The sequence below is a fragment of the Bacillus sp. SD088 genome (genome assembly GCF_017355205.1).
Lineage (GTDB): Bacteria > Bacillota > Bacilli > Bacillales > Bacillaceae_C > Lederbergia.
Genome location: NZ_JADIJK010000043.1, coordinates 1 through 26,564, shown reverse-complemented (window position 1 = coordinate 26,564; position 26,564 = coordinate 1). Strand labels below are relative to the sequence as shown.

At 34.7% G+C, this 26,564-nt stretch carries 26 protein-coding genes, 13 tRNA genes and 1 rRNA gene; 39 read left to right on the top strand and 1 reads right to left on the bottom strand.

The window, feature by feature from the left end:
• The first annotated feature begins 104 nt into the window (after positions 1-104).
• From rrf to IPU53_RS23380, 18 genes are all read left to right on the top strand, one after another.
• Positions 105-220, top strand: a 5S ribosomal RNA gene (gene rrf / locus IPU53_RS23465).
• 7 nt (positions 221-227) lie between these two features.
• A tRNA-Asn gene (locus tag IPU53_RS23460) sits at positions 228-302 on the top strand.
• Positions 303-307: 5 nt separating this feature from the next.
• Positions 308-399, top strand: a tRNA-Ser gene (locus IPU53_RS23455).
• Between the two features lie 14 nt (positions 400-413).
• Positions 414-485 (top strand) — tRNA-Glu (locus IPU53_RS23450).
• A gap of 9 nt (positions 486-494) precedes the next feature.
• Positions 495-568: transfer RNA gene (locus IPU53_RS23445), tRNA-Met, on the top strand.
• A 4-nt stretch (positions 569-572) separates the two neighbouring features.
• Positions 573-649: transfer RNA gene (locus IPU53_RS23440), tRNA-Asp, on the top strand.
• Between the two features lie 160 nt (positions 650-809).
• Positions 810-885: transfer RNA gene (locus tag IPU53_RS23435), tRNA-Phe, on the top strand.
• Between the two features lie 15 nt (positions 886-900).
• Positions 901-985, top strand: a tRNA-Tyr gene (locus IPU53_RS23430).
• A 4-nt stretch (positions 986-989) separates the two neighbouring features.
• Positions 990-1,063: transfer RNA gene (locus IPU53_RS23425), tRNA-Trp, on the top strand.
• 13 nt (positions 1,064-1,076) lie between these two features.
• Positions 1,077-1,152: transfer RNA gene (locus tag IPU53_RS23420), tRNA-His, on the top strand.
• Positions 1,153-1,159: 7 nt separating this feature from the next.
• A tRNA-Gln gene (locus IPU53_RS23415) sits at positions 1,160-1,231 on the top strand.
• A 7-nt stretch (positions 1,232-1,238) separates the two neighbouring features.
• Positions 1,239-1,313 (top strand) — tRNA-Gly (locus IPU53_RS23410).
• Between the two features lie 9 nt (positions 1,314-1,322).
• A tRNA-Cys gene (locus IPU53_RS23405) sits at positions 1,323-1,396 on the top strand.
• Positions 1,397-1,404: 8 nt separating this feature from the next.
• Positions 1,405-1,486, top strand: a tRNA-Leu gene (locus IPU53_RS23400).
• Positions 1,487-1,630: 144 nt separating this feature from the next.
• The gene (locus IPU53_RS23395) at positions 1,631-1,810 is read left to right on the top strand and encodes a hypothetical protein (RefSeq protein WP_207453737.1); all 180 of its coding nucleotides are present in this window, start codon (positions 1,631-1,633) and stop codon (positions 1,808-1,810) included.
• A gap of 84 nt (positions 1,811-1,894) precedes the next feature.
• The gene (locus tag IPU53_RS23390) at positions 1,895-2,569 is read left to right on the top strand and encodes a hypothetical protein (RefSeq protein WP_207453735.1); all 675 of its coding nucleotides are present in this window, start codon (positions 1,895-1,897) and stop codon (positions 2,567-2,569) included.
• 7 nt (positions 2,570-2,576) lie between these two features.
• Positions 2,577-3,455, top strand: coding sequence for a hypothetical protein (locus IPU53_RS23385; protein ID WP_207453734.1), 879 nt, complete (start codon positions 2,577-2,579; stop codon positions 3,453-3,455).
• Positions 3,456-3,999: 544 nt separating this feature from the next.
• Positions 4,000-4,692 carry a BRO-N domain-containing protein gene (locus IPU53_RS23380; RefSeq protein ID WP_207453733.1) on the top strand — a complete coding sequence of 231 codons (693 nt, stop codon included), beginning with the start codon at positions 4,000-4,002 and terminating at the stop codon, positions 4,690-4,692.
• Positions 4,693-4,818: 126 nt separating this feature from the next.
• Here IPU53_RS23380 and IPU53_RS25145 read toward each other — a convergent pair.
• A protein-coding gene (locus IPU53_RS25145; RefSeq protein ID WP_396019973.1) for an IS3 family transposase occupies positions 4,819-6,377 on the bottom strand; the annotation gives its coding sequence in 2 pieces (ribosomal slippage) (positions 4,819-5,744 and positions 5,744-6,377; 1,560 coding nt in all).
• Between the two features lie 119 nt (positions 6,378-6,496).
• Here IPU53_RS25145 and IPU53_RS23365 point away from each other — a divergent pair.
• The 21 genes from IPU53_RS23365 to IPU53_RS23275 all read left to right on the top strand — a co-directional run bounded on the left by IPU53_RS23365 (position 6,497) and on the right by IPU53_RS23275 (position 26,189).
• On the top strand, positions 6,497-7,060 hold the full coding sequence (locus IPU53_RS23365) for a hypothetical protein (RefSeq protein ID WP_207453731.1): 564 nt from the start codon (positions 6,497-6,499) through the stop codon (positions 7,058-7,060).
• A 59-nt stretch (positions 7,061-7,119) separates the two neighbouring features.
• Positions 7,120-7,260 (top strand): hypothetical protein, encoded by a 141-nt coding sequence (locus tag IPU53_RS23360; protein ID WP_207453730.1) that lies wholly within the window; start codon positions 7,120-7,122, stop codon positions 7,258-7,260.
• Between the two features lie 131 nt (positions 7,261-7,391).
• Positions 7,392-7,973: a hypothetical protein gene (locus tag IPU53_RS23355; protein WP_207453729.1), complete on the top strand. Its 582-nt coding sequence runs from the start codon at positions 7,392-7,394 to the stop codon at positions 7,971-7,973.
• Positions 7,974-8,166: 193 nt separating this feature from the next.
• Entirely contained in the window at positions 8,167-8,601 is a 435-nt protein-coding gene (locus tag IPU53_RS23350; protein WP_207453726.1) for a hypothetical protein, read from the top strand.
• A gap of 83 nt (positions 8,602-8,684) precedes the next feature.
• On the top strand, positions 8,685-9,353 hold the full coding sequence (locus IPU53_RS23345; RefSeq protein ID WP_207453724.1) for a hypothetical protein: 669 nt from the start codon (positions 8,685-8,687) through the stop codon (positions 9,351-9,353).
• 408 nt (positions 9,354-9,761) lie between these two features.
• Positions 9,762-10,394, top strand: a complete 633-nt coding sequence (locus tag IPU53_RS23340; protein ID WP_207453722.1) for a hypothetical protein — start codon at positions 9,762-9,764, stop codon at positions 10,392-10,394.
• 213 nt (positions 10,395-10,607) lie between these two features.
• Positions 10,608-11,054, top strand: coding sequence for a lipoprotein (locus IPU53_RS23335; RefSeq protein WP_207453720.1), 447 nt, complete (start codon positions 10,608-10,610; stop codon positions 11,052-11,054).
• Positions 11,055-12,391: 1,337 nt separating this feature from the next.
• Complete coding sequence (locus IPU53_RS23330; RefSeq protein WP_207453718.1) at positions 12,392-13,357, top strand: sugar phosphate nucleotidyltransferase; 966 nt, start codon at positions 12,392-12,394, stop codon at positions 13,355-13,357.
• Positions 13,358-13,577: 220 nt separating this feature from the next.
• On the top strand, positions 13,578-13,700 hold the full coding sequence (locus IPU53_RS25385) for a hypothetical protein (RefSeq protein WP_278253330.1): 123 nt from the start codon (positions 13,578-13,580) through the stop codon (positions 13,698-13,700).
• A gap of 343 nt (positions 13,701-14,043) precedes the next feature.
• Entirely contained in the window at positions 14,044-14,418 is a 375-nt protein-coding gene (locus tag IPU53_RS23325; RefSeq protein ID WP_207453716.1) for a lasso peptide biosynthesis B2 protein, read from the top strand.
• A complete protein-coding gene (locus IPU53_RS23320; RefSeq protein ID WP_207453714.1) occupies positions 14,418-16,175 on the top strand; it encodes an asparagine synthase-related protein in 1,758 nt (585 codons plus the stop codon). The genes IPU53_RS23325 and IPU53_RS23320 overlap by 1 nt, the downstream gene beginning before the upstream one ends.
• Before the next feature lie 24 nt (positions 16,176-16,199).
• Entirely contained in the window at positions 16,200-17,891 is a 1,692-nt protein-coding gene (locus IPU53_RS23315) for an ABC transporter ATP-binding protein (protein ID WP_207453712.1), read from the top strand.
• Positions 17,892-17,901: 10 nt separating this feature from the next.
• Complete coding sequence (locus tag IPU53_RS23310) at positions 17,902-19,128, top strand: aKG-HExxH-type peptide beta-hydroxylase (protein ID WP_207453710.1); 1,227 nt, start codon at positions 17,902-17,904, stop codon at positions 19,126-19,128.
• 15 nt (positions 19,129-19,143) lie between these two features.
• Entirely contained in the window at positions 19,144-19,404 is a 261-nt protein-coding gene (locus tag IPU53_RS23305) for a PqqD family protein (RefSeq protein ID WP_207453708.1), read from the top strand.
• A gap of 349 nt (positions 19,405-19,753) precedes the next feature.
• Positions 19,754-21,376 carry a glycosyltransferase family 4 protein gene (locus IPU53_RS23300; protein WP_207453706.1) on the top strand — a complete coding sequence of 541 codons (1,623 nt, stop codon included), beginning with the start codon at positions 19,754-19,756 and terminating at the stop codon, positions 21,374-21,376.
• A gap of 319 nt (positions 21,377-21,695) precedes the next feature.
• Complete coding sequence (locus IPU53_RS23295) at positions 21,696-21,914, top strand: hypothetical protein (RefSeq protein ID WP_207453704.1); 219 nt, start codon at positions 21,696-21,698, stop codon at positions 21,912-21,914.
• Between the two features lie 12 nt (positions 21,915-21,926).
• Positions 21,927-22,262 (top strand): peptide-N4-asparagine amidase, encoded by a 336-nt coding sequence (locus IPU53_RS23290; protein ID WP_278253329.1) that lies wholly within the window; start codon positions 21,927-21,929, stop codon positions 22,260-22,262.
• Between the two features lie 540 nt (positions 22,263-22,802).
• A complete protein-coding gene (locus IPU53_RS23285) occupies positions 22,803-23,795 on the top strand; it encodes a nucleotidyltransferase domain-containing protein (protein WP_207453701.1) in 993 nt (330 codons plus the stop codon).
• 587 nt (positions 23,796-24,382) lie between these two features.
• Positions 24,383-24,517, top strand: a complete 135-nt coding sequence (locus tag IPU53_RS25380; RefSeq protein ID WP_278253328.1) for a hypothetical protein — start codon at positions 24,383-24,385, stop codon at positions 24,515-24,517.
• Complete coding sequence (locus IPU53_RS23280) at positions 24,514-24,867, top strand: hypothetical protein (RefSeq protein WP_207453700.1); 354 nt, start codon at positions 24,514-24,516, stop codon at positions 24,865-24,867. Before IPU53_RS25380 ends, IPU53_RS23280 begins: the two co-directional genes overlap by 4 nt.
• 914 nt (positions 24,868-25,781) lie before the next feature.
• Complete coding sequence (locus tag IPU53_RS23275) at positions 25,782-26,189, top strand: hypothetical protein (RefSeq protein WP_207453698.1); 408 nt, start codon at positions 25,782-25,784, stop codon at positions 26,187-26,189.
• Positions 26,190-26,564: the final 375 nt, after the last annotated feature.

Sequence of the window (26,564 nt, the reverse complement as noted above, 5' to 3'; positions counted from 1 at the left end):
GCAAAAAATCCTCTTGCTTTTTACATAAAAATGGTTATAATAGATTATGTCGATTGTAAAGGAATCTTCTTCTAAGAGATGCGGCGTAGTCTATGTAAATGAAGTCTGGTGGCAATAGCGAAGAGGTCACACCCGTTCCCATCCCGAACACGGCAGTTAAGCTCTTCAGCGCCGATGGTAATAGGGGGGGTCCCCCTGTGAGAGCAGGACGTTGCCAGGCATACTATTCCGCAGTAGCTCAGTGGTAGAGCTATCGGCTGTTAACCGATCGGTCGTAGGTTCGAATCCTACCTGCGGAGCCATTGTTGGAGAGCTGTCCGAGTGGCCGAAGGAGCACGATTGGAAATCGTGTAGGCGGCTAACGCTGTCTCAAGGGTTCAAATCCCTTGCTCTCCGCCATTCTAAAATATATTGGCCCCTTGGTCAAGCGGTTAAGACACCGCCCTTTCACGGCGGTAACACGGGTTCGAATCCCGTAGGGGTCACTTTTTCGTCGCGGGGTGGAGCAGTCTGGTAGCTCGTCGGGCTCATAACCCGAAGGTCGCAGGTTCAAATCCTGCCCCCGCAATATTGGTCCGGTAGTTCAGTTGGTTAGAATGCCTGCCTGTCACGCAGGAGGTCGCGGGTTCGAGTCCCGTCCGGACCGCCATTGCATTATATAAACTTATTATTGTTGAATGAAAGGTTTTTAGGATAAGCAAGAAGATCAAGGAAGCGGGCGAGAGAGCACCAGAACGTACTAGGTACGTGAGGATGCGAAAGAGTACGCTGACGAAGAAATTCAAAGCTTAGTGTAAACCGTAATTTAAGGCTCAGTAGCTCAGTCGGTAGAGCAAAGGACTGAAAATCCTTGTGTCGGCGGTTCGATTCCGTCCTGAGCCACCATTTAATAGAATTCATGGTGGGGTAGCGAAGTGGCTAAACGCGGCGGACTGTAAATCCGCTCCCTCCGGGTTCGGCGGTTCGAATCCGTCCCCCACCACCATTTTAGGGGTATAGTTTAATGGTAAAACGAAGGTCTCCAAAACCTTTGATGTGGGTTCGATTCCTACTACCCCTGCCAATTTTAATTTATGGCGGCTATGGCGAAGTGGTTAACGCATCGGATTGTGGCTCCGACACGCGTGGGTTCGATTCCCACTAGTCGCCCCATTTTTATTGGGCTATAGCCAAGCGGTAAGGCAACGGACTTTGACTCCGTCATTCGTTGGTTCGAATCCAGCTAGCCCAGTTTTTTTGCGGAAGTAGTTCAGTGGTAGAACATCACCTTGCCAAGGTGGGGGTCGCGGGTTCGAATCCCGTCTTCCGCTCCATAAGGTTCTGGCGGCATAGCCAAGTGGTAAGGCACGGGTCTGCAACACCCTTATCACCGGTTCAAATCCGGTTGCCGCCTCCAAGAACTATGCCGGTGTGGCGGAATTGGCAGACGCGCACGACTCAAAATCGTGTTCCTCACGGAGTGCCGGTTCGACCCCGGCCACCGGTATTATAATATCAGTATTAAACATTGATATGAAAGCATCCTTTCAAGTTGAAGGGGTGCTTTTTTTCTATCCTCAAAAGTTTACTCAATCGTTTTTACGAATACGACTTCCTTAATAATGAACAATATAAAGGAGGTTCAAACCCCATGAGTAAAAGGCGTAATAACTCTCTTTCACCTGATTTAATTCCCAAAAAAGATATAAATTATGAACAAGCGTTAGGGCTATTTATCCAGGATTGCGAAACAAGGCATTTGAGACCGTATACAATTGATTACTATGTTCGTGAAATAAATGCTTTCTACAAAAGAGATTATTTTCTTTAAATCTCAATTTAAATGTGGAAATACTATAAAGATTGGCAGGATTATAAAAAGAAATTTAAGAAATATAATTGCGAAGCAGCTTATATGAACGTTGAAGAGGATGTCATTCCAAATGCAAAAACAAACTATCAATATTTGCAATCCTTAGTTGATATTAGCGATAAAGACTTGATGGATTTAGTTAAAATGACAAATGATGATCTTGCCAATATGGGATCAGTAGATACTATGATTCGTGTCCTTGGGGCTGATGATGACAACGAAGATAAAAACGAATTTCAACAAGCTATAAATTTATATCCTGCTTTATTAAATGATAAGAACAGTAAAGAGGCTATAAAAAAGAAGAAAGCCAGAATGGTTAAGGAATCGAAGGCTGGAAAGCTGAGTATTGATGGAAAATACACATATATCCTTCCTGATTGGTATGCTGTCATGGAGAGCATCTTTAATGGTACAAATAATCCAAAGGGATTGCTGAATGATGGACAAGTCAGCTGTAGTCTATATGATGCAGGCAAGGTTGATATGCTTAGAGCGCCTAGTTTATCATTTGAGCATGTGATTAGAGAAAATATTAGATCAGATGAAATGAAAAAATGGTTTATTACCAAGGCTGTACATATTAGCTCAGACGATTTACTATCTAAAATTATCCAAGCTGATTTTGATGGGGATAAGGTACTTGTAACGCCTTCAGAAACGCTTATAAGGGTAGCTGAGAGCAATCTTAACAATTTAGGTGTTGTGCCCACTTGAATATCAGATGGGTGTTTCAGAGTCAAAAAACATAACCTCAGAGAGCATTTATGAAAGTTTGACGGTAGCATTTAAAGCGAACATTGGAGAAATCAGTAATAATATCACAAAAATATTTAATAAAGATGATTTTGGTCATGATGACTATAAATTTATCAAAAAGCTTTGCTCTTATAATAATCACGTGATAGACATGGCTAAGACGCTTGACGTGGTTGAGTTTCCAGAAAAATTAAAAGAACAATGGAATCAAGTTGATAACAGTAAACTTCCACATTTCTTTATGTATGCAAAAGACAAGGAAGAAGAAAAAGTCTTAGACAAAAATAACAGTACAGTCAATCGACTTGGTGATCTGATCATTGACAAGAGAATACATTTTAAAAGTGTGGTCGGAAAATTCGATTATAAAAAGCTGATGTGGACTCCTAACATAAAAGATGATACTCCAGTGATTGACGAGGAAACCGACAAAAAGATTATTGATACTTATACTCATTTAGATCAAAACAAGCGCTATTATTTGGATGTCAATGAGGATGAGCTGGACAGCAAAAAACAGTATGTATATGTGGTGATTCGTGAGAAATTGCTGGACATCTGTTCTGATGCTCATAAGGTGAATGATGTGCTAGTCAGATACTTGTTTAATAAAAAAGATAGTAAATACAAGAGCACACTGTGGGAATCATTTGGCCAAGAGATTGTTGAAGCACTAAGAAAGAACGTGCTGAATGAGGTTGATTGTTTTGGTTGTGGAAAAGTGATAAATGAGCCAAGACAGCGACAGGTTAGATGTGACAAGTGCCAAAAGGAATACAGAAAGAGACAAGACAGAGAGCGAAAAAGGAGGGAAAAAGAGAATCTGAATAAAGTTTCCGCATGAGTTTTTCTCCATAAAATTAAAAAGGTGTACAAAATGAGGGAAAATCCCATGTTTTGTGCACCTACATAAAGAATGGAGATAAACGTGTATAAGGGAAGGATAGTACTAAGTCAATTTATACGAAAAACGGCAAAGATATTCTTCTCTTGTTATTTTTTATTTATAACTTTACATACGTTTCCTAAATTTTAGTATAACAACAATTAAAGGGGATTGCAAGCATTGATTTAAATTTGCAAAAGTTAACTGATCATTATTTCTCCCTTAGTGGTCGGTTAACTTTTGGAGGTTTAAAAGTGCCGATTTGAGCTTCCAATAATTTAATATGTTTTTATTTTGACAGTGAGAGTTGGGGAGGTGAAATGCTTCCTGATTTATTTATGGACTTGCACATTTTTTGGGGACTCCATATCCCTTTTTAGTATGTATAAAGCCCATCTATTAACTTAGGTGGGTTTCGTTATGTATTAAAAAATATGGGATTCGTAAAAAGTGTGTAATGAAAATTGCATACTAAATAAAATATGGAAAAGGAAGATGTAAAGTGAGTAAAGTTGTAGAACTGTTAGACAAAAAAGAAGTGTTAGGGAAAGAACTGGATTTTTACGGAACAACAGATGATCCATTATTTTTAGCTAAAGATGTAGCTGAGTGGATCGAGCATAGTGATGTATCCAAGATGGTAAAAATGATTGATGAAGATGAAAAGGTTCGGAAGAATGTTCCTACCCTTGGAGGGTTACAAGAATCTTGGTTCCTCACAGAAGATGGCTTATATGAGGTATTAATGTTGAGTAGAAAACCTGTGGCAAAACAAATGAAAAAGGAAATCAAAATAATTTTAAAAGAGTTAAGGGTTAACGGTGTAGTGGTTTCTGATCAAGCTTCATATGAGCAAGTCAAATATAACGTTGACACCTTCTTGGTTAATCTAGATGATTATAATATTACTAAGCTATATGACTTAATTGAGGGATTTTTAGAATATCACAGGGAAAAGAAGACAAGGCTACTATTCAAGCGCAAGCACAAGGCTAGGCACGGCAATAGGAGGTATAAAGATCATGTTGAGTCAATGGAGGAGATTAGAGATTATTTAGTTGATTATCTCAATGCTAAAATCAGTTCATTTAACAATGCCGGTCAAGCTGGATTAGCTCAAGAATATATTCGGATTCGTGAAATGGTTAGAGTGAATGTAGAGAATATGAGATACAGGAGTGCAGCTTGCAAATAACTTTCATTTATTTTTCATTAAAAATATTTAACTACATACATATCCAAATTAATAATACAACAAAGAGAGCTAAGAGTCAACTGAACTGCCCCCTGTCAAATAGACAGTGGAAATAATAAAAATTGATTAAGCGGCTTTAGACCTATATTCAACAGGGCTAAGGCCGTTTAGTCTTTCTTGATATCTTTCATTATTGTAGAAGTAAATGTATTCATCAATTGCCTTTGAGAGTTCCTCAAATGTTTCATATTTATGTAGATAGTACTTCTCAGATTTGAGTGTTCCCCAAAACGATTCCATCGGTCCGTTATCAATACATTTGCCTACTCGCGACATACTGTGTGTCATTTTTGCTTCATCTATTCTTCGTTTAAATCCATGTGAGGTATATTGGAACCCACGGTCACTATGAATAAGTGGGTGTTCTTCATTCAATAAACTAGTAGCTTGATCAAGTGTCTTAAAAACAAGTTTATTATTATTGGAACGTCCTAAAACATAGCTAACAATCGAGCCATCATATAAATCACGAATAGCACTTAAATAGCCCTTCTTTGAGGACCCGTATTTGAATTCAGTGACATCTGTTACCCATTTTTCATTTGGGTTTTCAGCTGTAAATTCACGATTTAATAAATTCTCTGCCACATGTTGAGGATTCGTATGTTTATATCGCTTCTTCTTTCTACGTATGACGGATTGAATCCCGGCAATATTCATAAGCCTATAAATACGTTTATGATTGAAATTCTTACCAAACTTGCGATGGAGAGTTAATTTCATTCGACGGTAACCATAGATCCCCTCGGCTTTTTTATGGATAACCTTCATTTCCTTTATAATTTCTTCATTCTCCAGTTCTCGAGAGGAAGGCGTACGATTTAACCATTTATAGTAAGCAGCACGTGAAACACCTGCAATATCGCATAATAGGATAATGCTTAGTTGATCTGTTTCATGCAGCTCTTTAATGGCGATATATTTATCTTCAAATCTTACTTGACTTATTTTCGCCTCCTTTCGATCTCCTCTAACTTTTTTAAGAAAGCATTCTCTGCACGCAAACGTTCATTTTCCTTTTCTATTCGACGCATCTCTAACTTCATTTTTTCTTCTGGTGTTAATTCCACTTCGCTCTTAGAGCGTCCCCGTCGATCCTTTAACGCATCCCATCCACCATCTTCATATTTACGTACCCATTGATATACTTGTTGGTAAGACACTTGATGGTTCTCCGCTGTTTGTTGATAATTCTTCCCATTCCCTAAAGCATCCTGTACAATCTCCAATCGTTCTTTCCAAGTCGTTTTTCTACCTTTAGTCATAGAGCTCGTTCTCCCTTTTCCCGTATCTTTTAGTTCTCTATGACCATTATAATTATTTATCCATCTATTGAGTACGGAATCACTAGAAATATTATACTTTCTGACAACTTCTTTATAGGAGTAGTTGCCTGACAAATATTCAAGTACAGCTGATTCTTTTAATTCCTTTGAATAACTTTTCCACGTTTTTGCTTCCTGTAACCCACGCATCCCCTCCTTCTCAAATATTTCAAACCAACGGTAAAGGGTAGTTTTATCGATTTGATATTTTGAACATAATTTCTCCAGTGTATAATCTTCATTTTTATAAGCCATTATTACTTCATATTTAAATTCACAAGAATAAGATCTATAGGACATAAAAAACTCCCCCTAAAGTAAAGCAGATTTTTATTTTTTAATCTGTCTACCTTAAGGGGAGCATATCACAACTATTAATTTAGTGGCTCTTTTTCTATTTAATTGAAAGGAAGATTCGCATGGGAGAAGAAGTAATTTTGACGCCAATTCCCAGTGAAAAGGGACTTAGCAACTATTCAGCAGACACAACAAACGGAAAGATTTGGAATAAATCAGAAGGTAGATTTTTGGAATTAAACCCAAACTCTAATGGCTATGTTTATACCACTGTACTCCACGACAATGGCGAAAGGAAAAGTTATGGAGTGCATCGTTTAGTTATGGCATCTTATTCAGGTTTGCCACTGGAGATGTTTAAGCGTGATGGCATTGAAGTAGACCATTATCCTAATGAGGGCGAGAAATGGAATAACCGAATTGATAATTTACAAATGTCAGATCGAAAAGGACAGTATAGAGAAAGTACTCGTTCCAAAATGGGAAAAGGAAAGAGATTAAAAGAGAATGAAGTGATTGACATTCTTGAGCGTTTGGGTGAATGGAAAGCCGACAAGGACAACAAGATAAGCGACTTTATTCATTTAATTGCGGATGAGTACGGCCAAGGATACAGAAATATATGGAATATCGTGAACGGAAAAAGCTGGAAACATCTGTATGACAAGATGGTGAATGTGGCGTGATACGTTACGAAATTGATCAATATGGGATGGTACATAACGTTAGAAGGGGAGAAGACGGAATGAATGATTGTAAGTGCTGTGAGGCATTAAGAAATAAATTAGATCAAATAGAATTTGAGATCCGAATGAACAAGATTAATCAGATGCAGAGTGAAATTGAGCAGAGATTGGATAGGGTTGATAAGAAGTTGGATTCCTGATGGAAACATAGATTTGTGTGTGACTGGAAACTGAGAGTCGAAGATGAAAATAAATATTTGTCGAATATTACATAAATTTAGTTTGATTTAACTCACTTCTTATTGTCTAATTGATAGTAAGGGGTGATTATGTGAGTTTTGATCTAGAAAAATATTTAGAAGAACAAAGAAGACATATGGATGCAATAAATAGAATGCTAGAGCCATCTAAAGCGATATTAGACTTTTCAGCCAAACAAATGAAAATTGCCGATGGAATAACAAAACAATATGGTTATCCAGAAGTGCTAAGCCAAATGGAAGCAATAGCAAAATCTGTTAATAAAATAAATGTTCAAGTACCTTCTTTTGAAAATATACTAGGGACATATAATCAGACTAGAGATTTTGTGCAAAATTACGAAAGCTATATTGATGAGAGTGATACTGATAAGGTCAAGGCTATAGAGGAAGCAAAAGAACAATTTGGGGAAATGCCAGATTTAGAGCCAGTCGTACAAAAGTTTAGTCCGGAACAAATGGAACAATTCAAACAAGTGATGACTGAAATAAATCAAGAAGCTTCAAAAGGCAAAGAAGCCAAAAAAACACTACCTGAAAGAGCAAATACTTTTTTGACCTTGTTTGTTGGTATATCTCAAGTACCTGAAGCGATTGAAAAATATTATTCGGCTGTAAAAGTTATTTGTTCAATTATGAAAGATTTACTTTAGTGACAGGAGATGCTGATATGGATAACAAGAATAAGCAATATAGTGAGCATTTCGTTAATTTTGTTTTAAATGGAGAAAATTTGACTTTGATGCCTTCAAAACAAAAAAATATTCATTAGAACTAAAAAGATTGGGGAGAGATGACGTGAGCGATGTTAAAGATTTTTATAAACCGAGGTTGGAATAAGTAATTGTGATGGCAGATAGAATAGAGAAAAAAATTGAAGGGTATTTGGTTAGTACAAAGCAAAGGCCCGATATTGCTTTTGAATTGCTACAATTGCTTAATATCAGTGATGATTTGGTTGGATTATTGAATCCGGATAAAGAATCAGCTGAACATTTTGGATTATCTAGAAATGCTATATTCGGAGCAAGTGAACCTAAAGAGATTGTCGATAAACGTGGATTTGACTTTACAGCATGGTTTGGTGAAAAAACACAATATATTAAAGATGGAGCTAAACGCCTGATTGAATATTGGGAGATGAATCCAACCACCCTCGAATTAAAAAAAAATGCACCTTTCACTAAAGAAGAATATATAATTGAGGGAATTGAGTCAGGACTTCATCAAGTAAGAGTTTATTCCAAAACTATTCTAGATATGATTGAGAGAGACTATTAAATTGTAAACTTTTTTGAGTTTAATGCACCTGATTTAAAAAATCACTATGTTTCTTTTGTTATAAGAAAAGGGAGTTGACGGTCTTGACAGTATTATTAAGTTGTGTAAGGGACGATTTAGCGATAACAATATCAGATAGAAGACTAAATATTGATAAAAACCAGAGTTCAGGTTATAGTGATGATGCTAATAAACTGAGGGAATTTGGATATGGTTGGGCTACTGGATCAGGCCTATATGACGTGACTAATAATGTTGTAGATGAATTGATAAGTGAGGGTAAAAAAGGCTCGTTAAACATTGAAGAAGTCTATAGGCAAAAAATTGAGGTGTTAACAAAACATAACCCTCATTTAACAGAAGACATTAAAAATACAATTACACTTTTATCATGGCTAGACTCAAACAAAACTTTTCAAACAGGTTTTTTACAGGGAGGCAGATTTAGGACTTTAAATAAAAAGAAAATTTTTGTTGTTTATCCTGAAGATTTCGTAATTGATCAAGAAAAAGTGGAAAAAATTGAACGTGATAATGATTTTAATATTGATCAAGATAAAAGTATCCAAGATATATTAGGTAAACTTTTCAATATTTATGAAGAGATCAGTGATGGTTCTAACTATGTAAGCAAATATTGTGATGTTGGTATTTTATTTTTTGATAATAAAGGTATAAACAAGATACGTGAAACAATGGATATTGAAGAGTTAGTCTTTAATTTAAAGGCTGGAGCATTTGATGATCTATAATCTAGTATAGTATCCATTAATTGGTTGCTTTTATATCAATTAGTCAAATAGTTGCAGGACTTTGTCTCGTTGTGTTGAATACTGTAGTTATAATATTCACATAAGGAGGGATCACAGTCGAAAAGCCGAAGGCAAGCTCTATTAGGTTATTATTTTGTATGGATGATTGCCAGCTGGATAGTATAGAAGAATTAGAGCGAAAGATTGAAGAAAAGTTGAAGAAGGTTAAGTCATTGGATAGCGTTGAGAACAAAGGTGTAGCTGATCTTAGGCGTTTGATGAACAGGTATGATATTGAGTGTACCATTAGAGGAAGGAATTAGGATTATAGGTAGGCTGTATGGGTTTTATGGTGAGATTGTTGAAATAGAAAATTATGGTGAAGTCATGAAGGGGAAGATATAATCAATGAGTAGTACTGAAATTCAATCTAAAAAAGAAGAGAAAAAAGATTTGCTTGAGAAAATGGAAGAGAAGAAAGAGAAATTTCTGGAGGAATTATCCACATTCGTTAAAAATTGGTTTGAAGAAGAAACAAAATGGACTATTAAAGATAATGCAGATAAAGTTCTCGTATTAGGTGAAGGAAAAGCAAAACAGATGAAACGAGAGATTGCTGATTTGATAGATAATAGAGATTCCTTGATCAGCAAATATATGACAGATGAGGCCTTATGGTGGCATACAAACGAGGATAATGTTAGTTATCTATCATATGACTATAAATTATTAGATAAAACAGATGAGCAAATCAAGAAATTATTTGGGGAGCTTGGTAATATATTTATAAAATACGAGATAGTTAAGTCATTCAGCAGTTATGACAGAAGCTATACAAGTACAAGTAATTGGAAAAAAGAAGGCTTTCAAAGTGATATAGTTGCTTACGCCTCTAGCGTTTCTTATTCCGAAGAATTATTAGAAATTAACAAAGAGTATGTAGATTTGATAAGTCAAACGCAGAAAGTTAATAGTCAAATTAATAAATTGGAAGACGAAGAGAAAAAGGAAAATGTTAAAGAATGGTGGGAGTCTCTTTAATAAAGTAATTAAACTTAAATATTTTATCCTGAACTAAAGCATCCATTGATTGGGTGCTTTTTATATTTTTGTTAAAGAAGTGTAAGGTATGGTAACTTGACCACTAAGACCATGCAATAAACAAGGCTGTTCGGAGCTTATAAACAAAAAGAACATTGCACCCCAACTGGAAATATAAGATAATAACTATGTATGTACATAGGGGGTTAGAGCTTGAAGAAACTACTGTTTGTCTTAGTGGTCACACTATTGTTGGCTGGGTGTAGTGAGTATACTGCAAAAGTTAATTCCGAAAATGTTGAGGTTAAGGAACAAAGAAAAGGTTTTAGTACAGAATTACAAGAAGATGCGTTAGAAATAGCTGAAACCATTCGGGAATTATATATTTATCAAGATTTAGCATACGAAGAATTAGATGTTAACAGCGAAGAATATAATATCATAAATGGATTTGACTATGAGTCTTACAAGAATAAAGATGAGGAATACAGCAGGCAAGAAGATTCGATAATTAATAATGTGATGTCGCTGATATCAGGTTACATGCTACACGAAACTGAAACAGAGGAAGGAACAACAAGGATTCGAGGCGATGACATGATGGAGAAGATACATTGCATTGAAAAGAACATTAACGAAGAAGGGTTCTTTCCTTGTTAGTGCAGGTGAACAGGAAGGGAGTCTAACTATTGAACATCAAGAAACGATGTAACAAGATCGGTTGCAATGAATTGATTCCCATTAGTGAAACATATTGCGAGCAACATACTAATCATAACTACAAACAATACGAACGCATTTGAACATCAACAGAAGAAGGTAGAGCATACAAACAATTTTATAGCACTAAAGAATGGAAGTCGTTACGCTATCAAGCTTTTTTGCGTGACGGCTTTTGTTGTGTATATTAAAAAAAGCCATGCACATCTTCACGCAAGAAAAGGAGTAAAATTTGCGTTTATCCATGAACATCGCATGGAACACACCATTTTGAAGATGTGCCAAGTCCTTGGTGTGTCAACGTCCGGTTATTATAACTATGTCGAGAGGATGGATCGAGAAGAAACGGAACGTGAGGCGCTTAACCGCTATTTGATTTATGATAGTAAAACTTACACTAATGTAAAACTCTAAGAACAAGAAAGCATTGTTCAAGAACGATAAAGTAAACCAGTTTTTTGAAGCTATATTAAAATTTATACGCCTTGAGACTGAGAATTCAATTTGATACGTTAACTATTAAATAATTCTAGAATAGGTGATTTTAAATTATGGGAATAAGTTTTTAGCTTTGTTGACATTGTTAATAGATTTTGCAGGAAAATTCCTAGCGCCTGCATGCAATAGTGGTTGAAACTAACTTGAATATGGGATTTTCTAAAGACGAAATTCAGGTAATGTCAGAAGACACAAAAAACAATATAGTTAGTTTTTTAACATGCAAAACGGGAAGGTAATTGACATGTTGCGATTAAAAAGAGTTAATACAAGAGGAATTAAGAGAAGTTTTTTAGTAAAGGATATATATTCTTTAGCTTGAATGAGACTAAAATTTTTTCCTTTCATGAAGCCTGTTTTTACGATTTTTAACTCTTTTTTAACTCTTATTATTAAATTCAATAGTGAATTGTTAATGTTTCTATTGTTACTATAGCGTTCGTATCCATCGTTAATTTGTTGTGTATTAGAGACTTGGAAATCTTGTTTCATTTCAATAGCCGGGTAATCACCCATAATATCTCGATATAACTTCAAAATAAATGATTGCTTGCTAAAATTGAATATATGAGACTAGACAGCTACCATAATACTGAATTCTTATTTGGCTTTGATTGGATAATGTAAGTTTCACCAAATAGATAAGAATGTCCTTTTCTATCATTTAGATCGACAAGAGTTCTATATATTTTTGGGCTGAATTTGTTACTACAGTTTTTCAAAAGTAAAGTGGCATAAAAAAACGTGTCAGTATTAAATTAAGAAATGGGAGGATTTTTATGAATATTGTTTTATTATCAGGAGGTATTGGAAAAAGATTATGGCCATTATCAAACCCAAAATGTCCAAAACAGTATCTGAAAATTTTAACAAAAGAAAAGAACCAGCTAGAATCAATGTTGCAGCGTACTTGGCGGCAATTAAAGGAGAATCAATTAGATTATAAAAGTATAATAGTAACAAATGAAATGCAGATTGATCTACTAAAAAGTCAAATTAGTGAGGATGCTCAAGTTATCACCGAACCTGAAAATAGAGATACATTTGCAGCTATTGCTTTAGCATCAATGCACTTTTTTTCCAATACAGATGCTAACAAGGATACGGTCATAACAATTCTACCGGTAGACAGTTATGTCGATAAAGTCTTTTTTCAAACCGTAAAAAGATTAGAGGAAATTCTCATTTCATCTAATTCTAATTTAGCTCTAATAGGAGCCAAACCTAAATGGCCTTCTGAAAAATACGGTTATATCGTACCTGAAAAATCTTCATCCGATCATCTGTATTTTCATGTCAGTCATTTTAAAGAAAAACCAAGTATAAACGAGGCAAGAAAATTGTTAGAAAAACAGTCATATTGGAATTGTGGTGTTTTTTCCTTTAAGCTGAGTTTTATAATTTCAATGTTGGAAGATCTTAAGTTGCCCACAAGTTATGATGCCTTATTAAACAGATACCATAATATACCCAGAACAAGCTTTGATTATATGGTAGTTGAGAGAACAAAAAACATAATTTGCGTCCCTTACGATGGTATGTGGAAAGATCTAGGGACCTGGGAATCGTTAGCGGAGGATATAACAGAATATAGTAATAGTGAAAATATCTCTATTAATGCTTGTGAGAATACACATATTATAAATAATCTTGATGTTCCTTTAACTGTGAATGGCATAGATGATGCTGTTGTTGTAGCAACTCATCAAGGGATTCTCGTTACTAGTAAAAAGGAAAACTCTTAAATTATGAAATAAACATTTTCTGAATTTCTCTTGTCCAAGTGATTGAAAACCATTCAAAATGATTGAGAAACCATAGGGGTTGATTTTTTTAAAATAGTATGTTAGTTTCCCAAGTAAAGACAAATAATTGATTTATCGAAAAATTGTAAGCGATTAAATATTTGTTTGCCCGGCGCTATGCCTTTTTCTATATTACTATAAAATAAAGGGGGTGTGCGAATTGAATAAGCGTAATGAACCATACATTTCCCCAAAGTTAGTACCACTAGGTTCTGTTTTAACATTAACACGTGGTGGAAATACTAATGGGGGTGATATAGGTGGGCAAAAACCTAGCAATTAATAATTTATTGCTATCGTCCACTAAGTCTTTCATCAAACAAATTATTTAGTACCAAAATAGGAAATTGTAGAGACTACTGTAGGGTGAATTTCTAAACTTAAAAGTGGTATTGGTCAGCAATTATGGTAGCTTATTTTCCTATATTTGGTATAGAGACAGACGAGATAATAAGAATTTATATAACAATTCAGCTCACTGAAAAAATTCCCTTCAAGGTTATGGTTTTAGAACAGGGATTCAGACTGAATAACAACTATACTCGTCAACTTATGTATCTTAATTTAGCAAGTGATCATTCAAGGTTTTGGCAGCGCCGGGTAACCTCATAGTTAGGAGGATTTATATGGCATCTGATAATGTCAGACCTAGGTTATTAGTACTAGAATCTATTCTTGCTTTAACAATTGCATGGATCTTACTACGAATTTTTGGTGTCAAGTGTTTAAAATCCAGGCGTAAGCATTATCAGCATAATGTAAGCTGGATAAAGATGGTTTATGAAACTGTGTTAGATGTGAGTCAATTTATTCCGTTTTCATGTAAATGCCTTGAAGTTGCATCTGCTGTTAAATTATTAGCTGAGTTTCATAGAATTAAAACAAACGTCATTTTAGGTGTTGGCACAGAACCGTTTACTGCTCATGCATGGGTTGCTTGTGGCAATGATTTTTTTGGTGTAGATGATTCAAAAAGTTATAAAATATTGGGGCGATTTTAATGTTAGAAGGTGAGTTCGATTTTGCAGGGCAACTACTTAATTATAGGAAGGAAGAGTGTAGATTTAAATTCAGTAAAAAGTTTAATCTTTGGGGAAACTTTGGTTTATTAAAGGCCAATAAACCCAATTCTCTCTATAGTGACCATGAATATATCATAGCATTACGTTCATTGGGGACATCTGCAATAGAGGTTTTCAATTTAGTAAAAAGATATGGAGTAGAAGATGCTTTACGTAGAATTGAAACAAATTGTTCGGTTGTGGTGGTAGATCGAAAAAGAGAAGTCCTAATTATGTACAGGGGACCTCTTGGGCGCTATCCACTTTATTGGTGTCAAGATAATGATGATTTACAGTGGTCTACTTCTCTTTTTTCTCTAATTAAGAATAGTTCAAAGTTAAATCCACTTTATTTTCATATGTACTTTGTCGGTGCTGGATTTACAGATATGTGGTCAGATACAGCAGTCAAAGGAATATATCGAGTGCCAAGAGGTAGGGCAATTATATTTCGTTCTAATAAATTCGAGAATTTATTCATCGATTACTTACAACCTTGTTCCGGTATGGGTAGATTACAAGAAGAAGAAATATATTGTATGTATGTAAAACTACTTACAGAAAGTCTAAAGAGATGCCGAGGGAAATCTGCTCTTTTTCAAGTTAGTAGTGGATTGGACTCTACTGCACTTGTACTAGCAAATTCTCTAGCTGAACACACCGGGGACACTTCTGCTACATATGTATGGGACGTCTTTACTGATCTTGATGAAAGGAAGGGAGCTGAAAATGTTGCTAATAAAGCAGGGATTCCTTGGATCCCTATTACAGCCGATAAATTTATTCCCATGTCGCACATAAATGATATTCCAGTAGAACATTTAACTGATGAACCATCTCCGGATTTATGTTTTTATCCTTGGCGTATACCAATGTTTGAATTGGCCGCGGAACTTGGACATTCTAATATAATAAGCGGTTATGGGGGAGACGATTTATTTTTAGGAAATCAATGCATTCTTGCCGACTTAATTCGGGAAGGGCATTTTAAGGATGCATGGAAACAAGCATTAGACTTTGCAAGTAACCATAAAGATGCGGGTCTAAGGGCTTTTTGGTTCATAAAATCATATGGTATTTATCCTCTTTTAAAGATTCGGCAAAAATCTCCTTTATTTGGATTGTGGGATCCTTCGATCCATGATCGCTTCTTTGTCCCAAGTTTCTTATCTGATCATCGATTAGGCAATGAGTTAAAAATTGAAATGGAAAGGGAGATTTCTTTAATAAAAATGTCATCTGTATATACAACACGGCTAACTCGGAATATGAGTACAGTATTTAATACTTTTCAGGTTGTAGATGCCATAGGCCGAAATTTCGATATTGAAGAAAATTACCCGTATTTAGAAAGAAAAGTTGTTGAGTTTGTACTAGGTCTTCCATCTAGATACATAATACATGGAAGAGACAAAAAGATACTGAATAAAAAAGTCTTTGGTCCCCATATGCCGTCAGATTTTAAAGCAACTCAAGGAAATTTCTATCGATTAACGTTTTATGCATTAAATACGTATTGGAACGACATATATAATATGGTTATTGAAAGCCCTTTATGTGATGGAATAATATCAAAAGAAAAAACAATAGATTTTTTGCAACAATGGAGGGTAGGAAAAGAAGTAGATTCCACATTGACGTTAAATGCACTTGTCGGAGTCTGTTTATGGATAAAAAAATTAGGTTTGTCATTTTGATTTAATAAGAGGGTAATGATAATAATGACACAGCGTTTGACAATTTTAACTGATATCAAGAGAATACTTGCGCCACTAGTAAATGAAAAATTACTTGTTATAGTCTCAATATTAATTGGAATATTAGCTGCTGGTCTTAATATTTCACGTCCTATTCTCCTTGGTTACATTGTTGGTGAACTAGTAGGTGGTGCCTCACCTAATAAAATAGCTTTACTAATTGGAGCTTTTGCTTGTAGTTGGATTATGACTTGGATCGCCTCCCTTTTTCTACAATATCTAAGTGCTAAAGTAAGCCAAAAAATCTTGCTGCAGCTCCGTTTAGGTGTATTAAGACATTTAATTAATATTCCACTCGAAAAAGGTGAACAGATTGAAGCAGGTAGATTGGAGTCCTACTCAAGTTCTGATTTACCTTTATGGACAAGCCTTTATGGCTCTATACTTGCTGAGGTAACTCATTCCTTAGCTCAATTTGCAGGAGCTGCAATCGCACTTTCGAAATTAGACTCTTCTTTAGCATTACTTTTGGTTCCATTCTTAATTGCGAGTGCATTAATTCCCATTATTACAACACGTTATATGATTGGGATAAGCAAGAAAGCTCAAGATGATATATCAGGGGTATTAGAACGACTTACGGGTATTATCCAAGGGTTGAGAGATTTAATTAGTTACAATGCCCAAAATTGGGCGTTAAAGCGATTTAATGGAGCATGTAAAACAAGTTATCAAAGTCAAGTGAAAAAGACGATTGCACAAAGCATGGTTAATATTGGTAGCGCTTCTACCGAGATCCTTGCCTATATATTTGTGTTAGGTGTTGGTAGTGGCCAAGTCATGAAACAAGAATTAAATGTAGGGGAACTAGTTAGCTTCTTAGGTACAATTGAAATGATCTTCTTCCCTGCACGTTATTCAAATAGCCTAAGTAGTTCAATCCAAAATTCAATTGCCGCTGCAAAGAGAGTGTGGTCATTCTTAGATAGTGTAGAAACAAGGGGAAGATCTAAGGTTTCTTCTTCTATTAAGCTGAGTAATGTTAGTTATAAGTATCCCGATTCAAATAGATACTCTATCAAAAACGTTGATTGTTTCATTAAACCTGGAATGCTCATTGCTATTATCGGTGAAAGTGGATCAGGTAAATCTACCTTATTAAATATTATTTCCGGTATTTACGATCCAACAGAAGGTAAAAGGGAATGTTGTTCAAATAATCTAACTTCTTCAACAGTGGTTTCACAAGCCCCATTTTTGTTTAGTGGAACTGTTTTTGAAACCCTAACTCTTGGATACGATGTATCTTTAGAGGTTGTAAGAGAATGGGCAAAATTAATTAATATTGATGATACCATTATGGAACTTCCCTCAGGATATCAATCGAAAGTGAGACATGATGGGAATAATTTTTCCGGAGGGCAAATAAAACGTTTGGCAATTACTCGAGCGTTAATTCGGAATCCTGGATTATTAATATTAGATGAACCCACAGCTGGGTTAGATGTAGAAAACGCGAAAATGATTTGGCAAGTTATTAAAACATTAGGACCAGAGGTAACACGAGTAGTAAGTACTCATAGATTAGAAGAAGCAGAAAGTGCAGATTTTATTATTGTTATGAAGGAAGGAGAAATTGTAGAGTCGGGAACTCATAAGGAATTAACAAATATGGAAGGTTTTTACAAACGGAGTAGAATGGCACTGAAAGGATGATAATATTTCTATGAGTAACATTTTATTTGAAACTGATGGAGAGACAATGCGATCAATATTAGACATGGAAGCGCAGATAAATCAAAGAAACTTAATGGTTCTCTATCTTGGCGCGAAATCCGCAAAAGATCAGCAATTTAAGGATCAAATAGAACAAATGTGGAACTTTACTAATACGTTATCAGAGGCGGAAAAGCTTAATTTAATGAAAGATCCTTTATTTACCTTTTGGCTAAATCAAGCATCTTCATATTTACATGCTAGCGAACCGGAATCAATAGTTTATGATGTTATTTCTTCTCAAAGTGTTATAACCGCTGGTTATTCACTTAATAATCCGACGTTTACTGATGAAGTCAAGGTCACATCTGATAGTCAAGGGAGGATACCATTATTTCCACTTGGAATTTTAATAAAAGTTCAACCCTATACATCTGTTTACCTAAAAAGGAATTCTTTAAATTTCCCATCTAAGGAGGGAATGACCTCCATAGAATTTGAGGCTAATAATCATTGTATTTGGGTAAGCTCAGATGCGCATATAGAGAGAATTCCATCTGTCCCCTTACTCTCAAGTCAATTTTCATATCATGATTGGTTTATTGAAGGATTTCAAAAAACTGTTTTTGATTCCTACAGTAATGAAGAAATGGCGAAGAGGTATTCTCTTGAAAGTAGTGTGATAGAGCCCAAAAGTACTGAATTAACTGGATTGAAAAACGCAATTGAATCAATAAAGTGTGTTTGGCCAGAAGAATTTGAAATCCTTAATACCCTTTTGAAAATCATAGTACCTATTAAGGGACGAGTCGTTGGCCATAGTACATCCTGTTTTACTGGTACAATCTTTATACAAATTTATGATAATTATGCCGATACTGCAGAAAATTTAATCCATGAGGTGAACCATTTATTACTGGATGTAGTTCTCATGAAAACTCCTCTAACAACAAATAAGGAAACTAGTTTATTTAAATCACCATGGAGACCAGATCTTCGTCCTATAACTGGAATTCTGCATGGCACATATGTTTATTATCAAATTGCAAATTACTACGATCGTCTTCGATGTCAAGATTCGGAGGTTATCCCTCGTTTTAAAACTATTGTCTCGAAACTTAGTGATGGGTACAACTCTTTACTTGAGTACGGAGAATTTACTGACGAAGGAACAAGCACTATGAATAGACTTGGAAAGGAAGTTAATAGACTCACAAAGGTAATTAATTCACTCTAGGAGGAGAGGATTCTCATGGAAAGTTATAAAATTTCAGAAAGTGTTTTATCTGTTGAAGCTGAAAGTCAAACTGTTCTCTTAGAAACAAATAGTGGCCAATATTATGCCTTGGATTCAATAGGAGGAGAAATTTGGGAAGGGATTAAGGAAGGTAAAGGTGTAGAAGAAATAGCTTCGGAAATATCTAGAGAATATGATTTCCCTATCACTGAGGTAACAAAAGATGTTAAAGCCCTTATTTCAGATCTTGTTAAATCACATTTAGTTGTAAATTAAGAAGAGAGAAGATAGTAGTTTGAATTATTTAAAACGAAGAAAATAGAGATCTTCTTACGAAAGTGAGACTCGAATTTTGTTTGCTTTCTTTCCTAGTTGATCCCAGTAAAGGATATGCGTTGAGAACGCTTGTCCTTAGGTAAAATCATCTCTTATGGGGAATGACCGTAAAGTATAACATGCTCTTGTAGCGGGAAGACCAAAATTTATTAAACTAAAACTAGCTCATGAACAATATCTACACTATTAATACAATTAGCATTATTGGAAGGCTTTCCGGAAAATATAGCAATTCTCAAGATATATCCCAAATAGGATTCAGCATTCCTCTATTAGGAGGTTAAAACTAGTGAAAAAAATTCTTGGTTTAATGCAGCAAATACCAAATCCAGATTTCAATATGGATGAAGTTTATGGTAGAAATATTGCAATTGATGGCTGGCTTAAAGCACTTCTTAAATATGGAACGTTTGATGAATACCATTTCTACATTCCTAACAATGGTTTAGAACAAGCAAAATCCCTTGCTCAACATTGGCAGATAGCAGACTCAAGATTTGAACGAATAAGGATATTTCCAATAGAGAGAATTAAAAAAAATCTATCTTTCTACAACTATATTGCTTTTCATAATCCTGACATATTACCATTGATAAATGATCTAGCATCGATACGGAACAAATTCGCTTGCAAGTGGTTTCCTGTAACAGGAACACATCATGCGCTTAGTTATGGGGTGAGATTTCAAGAATTGCTTCATATATTTATGGGAGAAGTAAAGCCCGGAGATACAATCATATCAACTAGTACAGCGGCAAAATTTACTTTGGAAAAGATGATCGCGAGAATAGACTCTTATTATGATAAAAGAGGTATACCTCTTGTCACAGATATTCCCATCACTTATATTCCCTTGGGAGTAGATTCTCATACAAGTTTTTTTCCTCGAGACAATAGGCAGATAAGAGCAAATCTGAACCTTCCTGTTGAAGGAGTGTTATTTCTCTGGTTAGGAAGATTTTCGGATACTGACAAAGCAGATCTCTCTATTATCATTAGAGTTTTTGAAAAATTAATTCGAATTTCTTATAATCCAACATATTTAATACTAGCTGGAGATGACAAATATGAATATAGTAATTATATAGAAGGGCTATCCTCATCTTATGGGATTTCTGATAATATATTAATTTATAGAAATCCTCCAAAACAGATGACCGAATTATTATATGCGGCTTCTGACGTTTTCCTGTCACCTGCTGATAGCATACAGGAATCATTTGGTATAACTGTCTTAGAGGCCATGGCATCTGGATTACCTGTTATAGTATCCGATTGGAGTGGCTATAGAGACATAGTAACTCAGGGCGAGACTGGATATCTTGTCTCTTCTATGTGGGGGCGAGTTGAAGAGGATTTATCAAAATTAGCGAGTGTTGATAGCTGGGCTGATCATCATTTCCATTTAGCTCAGAGTGTTGTAATAGATGAAGATGAGATGCTTAAATATATGATACGACTAAACAATTCTTCGGAATTACGTATTAAACTAGGTGAAGCAGGGAGAAAGAAAGTACATGAATTATTTGACTGGAGTAAAATTATTAGGAAGTACGAAGACTTATGGATTAAATTGTCAAATTCAACACAAGCTTTCTTTAATAATAAAACTGAGGAAAGTTTGTTTTCATACTATGATTTCTTTTCTCATTACCCGAGTAAAATGCTATCCGAAAATCAAGTTGTTGAAAAAAGAGACCAAAAAATTAATTATAAATCAATGTTTTTTTTAAATCCTAGGTTAAACAATACAGTCTGTGTAGAAACTATAAATAGTATAATGCATTTAATCAACCGGCCAATGAGTGTTTCAGAGATTATAACAAGCTTAGGTAATAACAAAAAGTCCAGTATAATACACAGTATCCTTTGGCTCATTAAATACGGATATCTACAAGTCAAAATTAAATAAAAAAATAGGTCAGTAAATTTTATAAAAATATTAATTAAAAGAACATTGATGAGATATATAAGAGAGAAAATCAGACTTATCATTCATATTAAGGAAAGAATTGCTTTCTATTCGCAAATTATTGAATTTCATAGAATGGAAGAACTTTACAATTAATTGTTTCAAAAGTACTTTGATTACGATAACTGAGCAAGTGATTTGTAAGCGCCTCATTAAATGGGGTTAGCTTATGTGGATATCTTATAATGATAGGTAAAATGTCAATAGAAATAGAATTGGATATTCGGCTTTGAAAGTAAATAAATGGAGGATGAGAGAAATGAGTATCACATTACCTAAACAATTTTCCACTATTGTTAATCCTATTTCTATTGAAAGGTTATTGGAACGGCCTTTGACTAAACAAAAAATCGTACAAGTATTGAAGAATGAAACATTTGGATATGCCTATCCTCCGATCGTTTCTAACATATCTTTGCCTACTGGAAACTGGCAGAAAATGATTTTAACAATTGCCGGAAAACTAAAAGGACGCTAATTTGATCGACTCATGCACATAATGGCTGGGAATACGCAAATTTTTGTCGGATGCACTCCTGAACCAACGAAAGATGGTATTGCTTGGAAAGTAGAAAAAGATGTTAGCCATTATTTACCAGTTTTAACGGGAGATCAGAAATTTACCACGATTCTTGATAACTACATGGATGAGACCCATACTGTTATACCGGAAATGTCTTGGTTTCTTGAATTTTATCCTGTTGCGGAGAAAATGGAAAGGAAACTAGAAACATCAAATACGATCATCCCTATTCTATCTTCTCCAATCCAGTCATACTTGAAAAGGATTTTGTGGAAGTATCTGTCGATCTCCCGAATGACATAAGAGAGCTCTATCTTGAATTATATATGATCCATCAAAATCAGGATGAATTTTTTTGTCTCTACATCCTGCTTTTTGTGAACCGGATGGTTTATCTTATATAAAAGTAATCTCCAAGTATCTGTTTAGCGTGGTATTCCAGGCATTGTAAAGGGAGCTTATATCCTCTAAAGCTACAGCTGGGAAGTTTGTCAATGACCAACCAGAGGAAATTTGGCCACCATTTAACTATACAAACGAAGAAAGTGAAATCATGTCTTCTGTTGGAACAGATATTGAAAGTTATATGATTGAGGCAAAGCCATATTTATTACCGGAAAAACATCATCTGATCAATGGATATGAGTGTCCTTCAGAAGCACATCCACGGTCCTATATTTTGAGATTTTCTGAACTTTGTCTACGCTATAGAAAAAATCTATTCCATAATGAATATGAGAAAAGGTGAACTATTATTTGAAGTATAGACCCTAACAGTCAAAGGTTTCGATTTCATTCCCTTGTAATTAAAACCACTTTTGTAAACAGGAGGTATAGTGGACAATGAAAAATGCACTGGATAAAATGATGCGAGTTGCTAAAGAGTATACAGATAAAATTTCAAAAGAAGACGAAAATATTACTGCTGTTTATGCCGTAGGATCGATGGCCAGAGGTGAAAAAATATATCATTGGTCGGATTTGGATCTTCGAGTTGTAACTGAAGGGGAGAACCCTTGCCGAGCTGGGGAAGGAATTGTATTAAATGATATTCTCGTAGAGATTGGGTATCGTGGGAGTCAAGAGTTTTCCGATACTCGAAAAATCCTCTCCGATGTTCGTAACTACGATGTTGCATTTGCTCCTATTTTATTTGATCGAGATGGCAAACTTTCTGAAATGCAGCCATTAATAAAGGATGAATATACAAAATTATACTGGTCAATCCAAAGGGCACTGCAGAACGTGAAAGTATCTAATTTGCTAGAATCCAAAGTAATCGTTTTTTTAAACCAACGAAATATGACAAAAGTAAGTGATTTCTTAAATATATGGTTATCTACTTTGTGTCAGACTATTGTAATTTTAACGAATAGGAGCCCTAGCCTTAGAGGACTTTTACCGCGTTTTAAACATGCTGTAACGGAATTGGGACAACCTGAGTTATATAAGGAAATGCTAGAAATATTTGGTGTCTATGATAAAACTATTACCGAGGTTAAAGAATGGTTTTCTAAAGCTGAAGAGTGGTATAAAATTGCAATTAATGATGTAAGATCTCTTTGGTTAAAATCAGACCTAAAGCCAACACTGAAAAGATATTGGATTGAAGGCACAAGTCACATAATTGAACAGGGTAACTACAAAGATGCCGCTCTTCCAATATCCGTCATTCTTTTTCAACTAAATTCCGTTTTTATAGAGGAAACATCTATTAGAACATACGAGTCAGTCTGGATGGAATTTAAAGAATGGCTTGGTTATAGTTTAGAATGTGTTGATTTAAAATACAATCAGATTTGCCAATTTTCACAAAGAGTTAATATTATTGGATGAGCAAAAAGCTTATCTGTAGGAATGTGACATTCGATAATTAAAATTTATTGAATCGAGTTGGCGGGTACACCTAGCTTCTGTCCTTGAAAGACACATTTTTTTTTACTTACCTTGTTTGAAAAATTTGAAATCTTATCAGTAGAACTCTACTTGTTGGCCAATATTAAAATCGTCTAGGACCTTCATCAATATAATATTGATTGTTGTCAATTAACCTTTATTTTTAGATTTTATTTGTAATTATAGTTTTCTTTTGTCTATATTCTATTAAACTACAGTCAGCCTAATCCTCTTGTTTACACCTTTTTTTCTTGTTAATCTCTCATCTTAGAATATTTGAGAAAGCGGATCCATGATTAGATTGGTTTAGAAGTTCCTCTCGAGAAAAGATACTCAGACACCTATGATGACGCGAACTTTAATGTGGGTTCTTGTTCCAGCCTAACTTTAAAAATGTTCATACGAGATAACAAAATCTTCACATTTAATTCTTATAACGGCGATTTTCGAGATTTTTATGGCTTGCATTTTTATTTAAAATCAATAAAGGCCAAATTAATAAATCTTTAAGCGGGGAGAAGGTATAAATGGGAACAATTCTTGGAATTAGTGGTGCAATTGGATCAAGTATGGTTGCTGCTATTATAAAAGACGATGAATTAAAAACAGTGGTTAATGGAAATAGTTTACTGTCAAATCAGGGACTTTTACAGAACCTTTGACAGCGGCAATTACCGAATGTTTAGATTTAGTTTCAATGAAGCCAAAAGGTATCGATACTATTGCTTGTGCTGGGTCACTAGAAGAATGTAATAGTTCGTCACAGAGTGTTTTTAGCGATATTAATTACATAATGCCATTTACACCTTTTGGAAACGAAGTTCCAGAAATACAATATATCCCCTATCATAATGCACAAGCATCTTATGCTTTCGAATCATCTAAATTTAATCAAGCAACAATTGTCTTTATAGACACAATTGGGAGTGATGTAGTCACTGTTTTTGGTAGAATGGAAGAAGGAGATATTAAATGGTTTTCAACTATTCCTTATCCAATTTTTTATACATAAAAACTGTACCATTTTTCGAGGTACAGTTTGAACATATATCAGTTAGTTATTCAACTAATACCGGAAACAGAGCCAATTCCTGTAATACAAATTAATAAGCTATAATCAAATTTAGAAAGACCGATCATTACGAATGATCATTTATTGAACTTCCAACGTATAATATTTAGCCAGACCATGACAGAGCTTAAGATACCCCAAAACACTATCGTGAAACGTAAGGGATGCATTGCGATTATTTGACCAACATAAGGAAGGTTCACTAAGATATCGTAGATGATGAATTTTATCCCCCAGCTGATTGGACGTGTCAGAGGATTGGCTTTCAGTAAAAAACTTAAAACTTCCTGACTTTTACCGAATTTGTGTGACCGCACCAATTGAGTCAAAAAATGAAAAGATAGCACCGTGTGGCACAACAAGTCACTAATCAAGATGATGCAGTAAAGTTAGAATAGTACGTCGTTTAGTAAGGTTCAGTTAAGAGGCGCAAGAATTTCCTATAGTAAAATGTCATCTCTTTGCACTGTAGTTGCTGCTATGCATTATAAAATTGGGATCCAAACACATTCTGTTAATTCGTTTGGTATTGATACTTGTTGGTTCAATCCTAAGTATAAGTTCATTAGAACTTGTAGCCATTTAAAAATAACCATGAGGATCAGATCAATCTTGTAACAGATTTTGATTGGGTCGCTTTATCTTCTCTTAAAAATATAGAAGAAGAGTTTAGAGAAATTGTAAACGATTCTCTGTTTGTTGCCGGAAAGCGTCTGCCTGCAACGGAAATCAACGGTGTATAGACTCTCACGTTGTGTTTACAAGCTTTACAATTTATATTGAACAGAATGGTTTTTTACAAAAGGAATTATGAAATTGATTCATATAACTTGATTTTTTAGGAGGTTGAATTAGTGAACAGTTCCCCTGATGAAATGAAGCTTATTATCCCAAAAGGATGTAACAATGCCCCTAGGAAACAAATAGTCATTGATTTTACAGTAGCTATATTAAAGCAGCAAAATGAAATTATTAAGGAATATGCAGATGAATCTATTATATGGTATCAATTAAAAGATAATAAAAAAATAGAAGGTCAATGTTCATTAATTACTTCTTTGAAGGATGAAAATAAAAACATTATAGACTACCTAGAAGTTTACCAGGTGATAACTCATGGGAAATTCGCTTCAATAAATGGTGTGATTTTATTAGCAAATGGTATAAAAATTGATTTTTGCGATGTATATATGTTTAGTAATACAACAAGGTCTGGAAAGGTGAAGGAAATAAAATCATATAGGTTACACCGTAATGTATAATACTTCACAAAGAAAGAGTTCATTTTGTTCAAATTTTATTTTAAAACTGCAATAACTTACGAATTTGACTCCAATTTTTCTTTAAGATTTGTAGGAGGTAATTGTTCAAAAAGAGACATTTTATTGTTTATAGGTTTAAATCTTCTTTCCGCATTATTTTCTACCCTAAACTAGATATTTGATTTGTTATTTGTTAAAAGAGCAGATAAATGATCTGTTCTTTTTTATATAAAAGCTACACTTCAGACAGGACTTAATTTGAACCTTTTACTATAACTATGTATTGGACATATGTTGGGGTGTTTATGGCAAACTAAAAATGTAGGTAATGGCATACCTTTTATGCATGGCCCGCAGGGCCATGCATAAAAAAGT

Coding starts and splice junctions, on each gene's coding strand:
- IPU53_RS23385 (WP_207453734.1), top strand. CDS start 2,577: ATGGGTGTTTCAGAGTCAAAAAACATAACCTCAGAGAGCATTTATGAA.
- IPU53_RS23325 (WP_207453716.1), top strand. CDS start 14,044: ATGGCATCTGATAATGTCAGACCTAGGTTATTAGTACTAGAATCTATT.
- IPU53_RS23305 (WP_207453708.1), top strand. CDS start 19,144: ATGGAAAGTTATAAAATTTCAGAAAGTGTTTTATCTGTTGAAGCTGAA.
- IPU53_RS23395 (WP_207453737.1), top strand. CDS start 1,631: ATGAGTAAAAGGCGTAATAACTCTCTTTCACCTGATTTAATTCCCAAA.
- IPU53_RS23365 (WP_207453731.1), top strand. CDS start 6,497: ATGGGAGAAGAAGTAATTTTGACGCCAATTCCCAGTGAAAAGGGACTT.
- IPU53_RS23320 (WP_207453714.1), top strand. CDS start 14,418: ATGTTAGAAGGTGAGTTCGATTTTGCAGGGCAACTACTTAATTATAGG.
- IPU53_RS23310 (WP_207453710.1), top strand. CDS start 17,902: ATGAGTAACATTTTATTTGAAACTGATGGAGAGACAATGCGATCAATA.
- IPU53_RS23360 (WP_207453730.1), top strand. CDS start 7,120: ATGAATGATTGTAAGTGCTGTGAGGCATTAAGAAATAAATTAGATCAA.
- IPU53_RS23330 (WP_207453718.1), top strand. CDS start 12,392: ATGAATATTGTTTTATTATCAGGAGGTATTGGAAAAAGATTATGGCCA.
- IPU53_RS23295 (WP_207453704.1), top strand. CDS start 21,696: ATGAGTATCACATTACCTAAACAATTTTCCACTATTGTTAATCCTATT.
- IPU53_RS25380 (WP_278253328.1), top strand. CDS start 24,383: ATGGGAACAATTCTTGGAATTAGTGGTGCAATTGGATCAAGTATGGTT.
- IPU53_RS23340 (WP_207453722.1), top strand. CDS start 9,762: ATGAGTAGTACTGAAATTCAATCTAAAAAAGAAGAGAAAAAAGATTTG.
- IPU53_RS23315 (WP_207453712.1), top strand. CDS start 16,200: ATGACACAGCGTTTGACAATTTTAACTGATATCAAGAGAATACTTGCG.
- IPU53_RS23285 (WP_207453701.1), top strand. CDS start 22,803: ATGAAAAATGCACTGGATAAAATGATGCGAGTTGCTAAAGAGTATACA.
- IPU53_RS23390 (WP_207453735.1), top strand. CDS start 1,895: ATGAACGTTGAAGAGGATGTCATTCCAAATGCAAAAACAAACTATCAA.
- IPU53_RS23290 (WP_278253329.1), top strand. CDS start 21,927: ATGCACATAATGGCTGGGAATACGCAAATTTTTGTCGGATGCACTCCT.